This window comes from Streptomyces sp. NPDC031466, from assembly GCF_055581265.1.
In genome coordinates this window covers 1-5,482 of the sequence record NZ_JBVIJT010000023.1, presented here as the reverse complement: position 1 = coordinate 5,482, position 5,482 = coordinate 1, and the positions used below count along the sequence as shown (strand labels likewise).

At 69.7% G+C, this 5,482-nt stretch carries 3 protein-coding genes; all 3 read right to left on the bottom strand.

Annotated elements, in window-relative coordinates:
• Positions 1-618 precede the first annotated feature (618 nt).
• Complete coding sequence (locus ACZ5GP_RS33895) at positions 619-1,374, bottom strand: thioesterase II family protein (RefSeq protein ID WP_468754512.1); 756 nt, start codon at positions 1,372-1,374, stop codon at positions 619-621.
• A 52-nt stretch (positions 1,375-1,426) separates the two neighbouring features.
• Complete coding sequence (locus tag ACZ5GP_RS33890) at positions 1,427-2,464, bottom strand: ketoacyl-ACP synthase III family protein (protein ID WP_468754511.1); 1,038 nt, start codon at positions 2,462-2,464, stop codon at positions 1,427-1,429.
• 33 nt (positions 2,465-2,497) lie between these two features.
• Positions 2,498-5,482: type I polyketide synthase (locus ACZ5GP_RS33885; protein WP_468754510.1), on the bottom strand; the 2,985-nt coding region annotated here is incomplete at its 5' end.

Genomic DNA, 5,482 nt, shown 5'->3' with positions numbered 1-5,482 from the left:
AAACGACACGACACACCAACAACAGCCACCGCGTCATCCCGCACCAAACCAGCATCCGACAACACGATCGACGGCCCCCGCTCGGTCGAAAAAAGGTGTAAAAACGTGTCGCCATTCACCCGCACACCCAAGGCGAATAACTCTTCGTAAAATCTTTATTAAAGGACGCTACTTCTATCTTTTAGCGTCACACACAGCTAAATCGCACCCCTGGCACCCTGTCAAGCCTGACCAAGGGCGGGGGAAACGGTGTGGCCGGAGGCCTTTGAGTCACACATGGCAACGGGAATCACAGACGGTAACCAGCACTCGGAGTGAGGTGCGGCAGCGAGCCACAAGATCACCGCCGCGCCTCGGAGTACCCTCACCTAGGGTGATCATCGCCCTCCCGCCTCACTCTTTGACCACCTGCTGTGACATCACTCACAAGCGGTAGGAACATGGGGAGTTGGGCCGTTTGGCCTTATTGCTTTCGGTGACTCGGACAGGTTGCACCGGTTCAGCGGTTCCCCTCACGCCGGCAAAGACAGCCCCTTGTCACCCGGCTGATTTAGCGTCAGGTGTTCTGCCGGCCAACAAGGAGCTGCCTTCCCCGTCCGTTGCCTCCCCGGCGCTGGGTCAGCCCACCGGGGCGGCTCCCGCGATGTGCGCCTCGATCGCGTCCATCACCGCCGAGGCACTCGCATTGATGTAGAAGTGACCGCCCTTGAACACCTTGATGTCGAACGGCCCGTTGGTGTGGTCGGCCCAGGACGTGGCCTCGTCGACCGTCACCTTGGGGTCGTCCTCACCCACCAGCGCGTAGATCGGGCAGTTCAGCCGCGGACCCGGCGCGTAGCGGTAGAGCTCGGCGGCGCGGTAGTCGGCGCGGATGGCGGGCAGCACCATGCGCAGCAGCTCCTCGTCTCCGAGCACCGCCGCGTCGGTGCCGCTCAGCCGCTTCATCTCGGCGATCAGGCCGTCGTCATCCGACTCGTGGACGCGTTCGTCGCGGTGGCGCGACGGTGCGCGGCGGCCCGAGGCGAACAGGCCGAGCGGCACCGTACCCGCGGCTTCCAGGCGGCGCGCCACCTCGAAGGCGACCGAGGCACCCATGCTGTGTCCGAAGAGCGTCACCGGCTTGTCGAGCCACGGGCGCAGTTCGTCGACCAACTGCTCGGCCAGGTCCTCGACCGTCTCGACACATGGCTCGTGCCGCCGGTCCTGCCGTCCGGGGTACTGGATGGCCAGCACGTCCACTGCCGGCGACAGCCGCTGCGAGACCGGATGGTAGAACGGCGCCGATCCCCCGGCGTGGGGGAAGCAGACGAGCCGCGTCGCGGCCTCGGGGGCCGGGTGGAACTGTCGGACCCAGGCACTGGATGCTCCGGTCACTGTGTTTCAACTTCCTCTCTCGGCCGACGCTCGGCGTCGGCTGGTGCAGGCCTCAGCTGGCCCAGTTGGGCACATCCGTGATCTTGAGCACGGCGGACGAGCAGATCCATCCCGGGCCCTGGGAGGTGAGGAGCACGTGGTCGCCCGGGGAGAGCTCGCCGGTGCGCACGCTGTGCTCGAGCGAGATGATCAGGTCGGCGGCGCCCGCGTGGCCGACGGACTTGCCGAACTCCCAGCTGGAGCGCTCCATCGGCAGGCCGAGCGGCTGCATCAGCGCCTGGTCGATCATGCGGCCGTCGAGGTTGATCGCGATGACCTTGGCGATGTCGGAGGCGTTGACGTCGGCATCGACCAGCGAGCGGAAGAGGATGTCCAGGTCGAACGCGGACAGGCTCTCCAGGATCTCGGTGAGCGGCATGTCGTTCTCGTTGAACTGGATCGCCCGCTCGCCGACGCTGAGTTCCTCGTAGGCCTTGGTCTGCGGCGGCAGCAGTGACTCCTCGCCGCGGTGCCACTTCTCCAGCTTGTGCAGCGTGCCGGTGTTGAGCGCGCGGATCTCGGCGAAGCCGCTGTCGGCGCTGACGATGGCGGCCGCGGCGCCGTCGGAGAGGATGTAGGTGGTGCCGAAGTCCTTCCAGCGGTTGATCGTGGGGGTGCTGAAGTTCTGGGCCGTGGTCAGCAGCACCGTCTCCAGCTTCGCGGTGCCGGTGATCTGGCCGACAGCGGTGTCCAGCGCCGCGAGCATGCCGTTGCAGCCCTGGTGGATGTCGAGGGCGGGTATGTTGCCCGCGCCCAGCTCCCGCAGGATGTAACCAGGCGGGTACGCGCCGTCCGGGCCCTGGTAGTAGACGCTGCTGTGAATGTGGGAGTCGATCGACTCGGCTTCCACCCCGGCGCGCTCGATGGCGCTGCGCGCCGCGCTGACGGCCATGTCGACCGCCGGTACGTCACCGGCCACGTGGGTGCCGGTCAGGCCGCTGGCCTTGTACACATCTTCGTCGTACATGCCCTCCGCGATCGCCTGCTCGCTGCTGACCCACTCGGGCAGGTGCACACCGACAGAGCTGATGTAGACGTCTTCTACTCTCACTGCACGTTCCCTTTCGTGTCCTCGACCAAAGATTCAGCTGTCGAGGATTTCCTTCTTGAGGTACCGGGCGATTTGGCCCGCTGTGCTGAAGTCGAATACGAGCGTGGGCCGCAGCCGCAGGTCCGTGGCGGCGTTGAGCCGGTTGCGGACGTCGAGCGCCGACAGCGAGTCGAAGCCCAGGTCCTTGAAGGCCTGTTCCGGCGCGATCCGGTCGGCCGACCCGTAACCGAGGGCGTCGGCGACGTACTGGCGCACCAGGTCGAGGAGGACTTCCTCCCGCTCGGTGTCGGTCAGTTCCGCCAACCGCGTCTTGAGCGTGGCGACTTCCTCGGCCGAGGACTCGGCGGTCCGGCGTGTCGCGGTGCGCACGATGCCGCGCAGCAGGGGCGGTGTGGTCCCGGCCTTGGCCCGCTCCTTGAGCTCGGCGTGGTTGAGCCGGGCGGGCACGACGAACGCCTCGTCGTTGCTCAGGTGCCAGGCGGCGTCGAAGAGCTCCATGCCCTCGGCCGACGTGAGTTCGGTCAGGCTCGACCGGGTCATACGCGCCGTTCCCGCCTGGTCCAGGTGGCCGGTCATGCTGCTGCGCTCGGCCCATAGGCCCCACGCCATCGACACGGCGTGCCCACCACGTGCCCGCCGCTCCTGGGCCAGCGTGTCCAGGAAGGCGTTGGCGGCCGCGTAGTTGGCCTGTCCCGCGCCGCCCAGGGTGCCCGAGATGGAGGAGAACAGAATGAAGGCCGAAAGGTCCAGGTCCTGTGTCAGCTCGTGCAGGTTGAGCGCCGCGTCGACCTTGGGGCGCAGCACCGCCCGAACCCGGTCCTCGGTCAGCGAGGGGACGATGCCGTCGTCCAGGACTCCAGCGGTGTGCACGACCGCGGTCAGCGGGTGCTCCGCGGGGACCGAGTCCAGCAGCCACGCCAGGGCGTCCCGGTCGGCCACGTCGCACGCGGCCACGGTGACGTGCGCGCCCCGTTCGGTCAGCCGCGTCGCCAGCTCCGCCGCGCCAGGGGCCTCGGGCCCCTGGCGGCTGGTGAGCAGGAGGTTGCGTACGCCGTGCTCGGTCACCAGTCGGTCGGCGACCAGGCTGCCGAGCAGCCCGGTACCGCCGGTGACCAGCACCGTTCCGTTCGGGTCGAGCACGGGTGCGCCCTCGCCGGCCGGCGGCACCGGCTTACGGGTCAGCCGCGGCACGCGGGCCTTGCCCTTGCGCAGGACGAGCTGCGGCTCGTACGAGGCCAGTGCCTTCGTCACCGAGCGCCAGGAGGCGCGGCTGTCGTCGATGTCCAGGAGGACGAACCTGCCCGGGCTCTCCGTCTCCGCGGAGCGGATCAGGCCCCATACGGCGCCGGCGGCCGGGCAGAGCGTGCCCTTAGTGAGTTCGGCGGCGACCGCGCCACGGGTGAGGAAGACCAGTCGGGACTCCTCGAACCTGTCGTCCGCGAGCCACGCCTGGACCGATCGAAGGGCCGAGAGGACCGTCTCGTGAGCCGCTTCCGCCGCGTCCTGGGGGGTCAGCGGGCCGGTCGTCGCGGGCTGGGCGGTGACCAGCACCACCTCGGGCGTGACGGCACCCGTGTCGAGGGCCGCGCTCAGCGCCGCCAGGTCCGGGTAGGCCTCGACGTACTTCCCCGCGGCCATCAGTGCGGAGCGCGCCCGGAACTCGTCGCTGCCGACGATGACCCACGACCCGGGCGCGGTGGACTCCGCCGGCGCCGCCTCCGGGCGAGGGGTCTCCGCGCCCTCGACCCACTCGACGCTGAACAGCGCGTCGCGCAGACCGTCGCGGGAGCGCCCCAACTGGGTCGGGTCCACCGGCCGCAGCACGAGCGATTCGACCGTCGCGACCGGCGCGCCCGTACCGTCGGCCACCGTGATGGCCACAGTGTCGTGGCCTTCTTCGGTGGGGCTGAGGGCGACCCGCAGCACCACCGCTCCCGCGGCGTGCAGGGTCACACCGCTCCACGAGAACGGCAGGCTCACCCGGTCGTTGTCGGAGAAGAACGCGCCCAGGCGCATCCCGTGCAGCGACGCGTCGAGCAGCGCGGGGTGGACGCCGAAGCGGCCGGCCTCCGCGTGGTGCTCCTCGTCGAGCACGACCTCGGTGAAGATCTCGTCCCCGCGCCGCCACGCGGCCCGTACGCCCCGGAAGGCCGGCCCGTAGTCGTAGCCGGTGGCGGCGAAGTTCTCGTACAGGTCCTCGACCTGGATCGGGACCGCGTCCACCGGCGGCCACACGCTGGCCAGGTCGACCGTCGTGTTCCGTCGCGCGGCGGCGGACTGGTCGGCGACGGCGAGGACGCCCGTCGCGTGGCACGTCCAGGAGTCCGAACCGTAGTCGCCGTCCCGCCGTGAGTAGACGCTCAGCGCGCGCCTGCCCGTACGGTCCGGCTCCTCGACGGTGAGCTGGAGCTGTACACCGCCGCGGTCCGGGAAGATCAGCGGCGCCTGGAGGGTCAGCTCCTCCACCAGGTCGTAGCCGACCTCGTCGCCCGCGCGGACCGCGAGTTCCACGAACGCGGTGCCGGGCAGCAGCACGGTGCCGCCCACCGCGTGATCGGCGAGCCAGGGGTGGGAGCGCAGCGACAGCCGCCCGGTCAGCAGTACGCCGTCGGAACCCGCGAGCTCGACGGCCGCGCCGAGCAGCGGGTGCTCGGCGGAGCCGAGCCCGAGGCCGGTCACCGCGCCGGTGCCGGCGGCCCCGAGCGAGGCGTTCAGCCAGTAGCGCCGGCGCTGGAAGGCGTACGTCGGCAGATCCACCCGCGCGGCCCCAGCCCCGTCGAACGCCTTGGTCCAGTCGACGGCCACGCCCTGGACGTACACCTCGGCGAGGGAGGTCAGGAAGCGCTGCGGGCCTCCCTCGTTGCGGCGCAGGGTGCCGCTCACCACGCTCTGTTCCGCGCCTCGGGCCTCGGCGATCTCCTGGAGCCCGATGGTCAGCACCGGGTGAGCGGATACCTCGATGAAGACAGCGTCCCCCTCCGCGAGAAGACCGCCGACGGTCTCCTCGAAACGAACCGT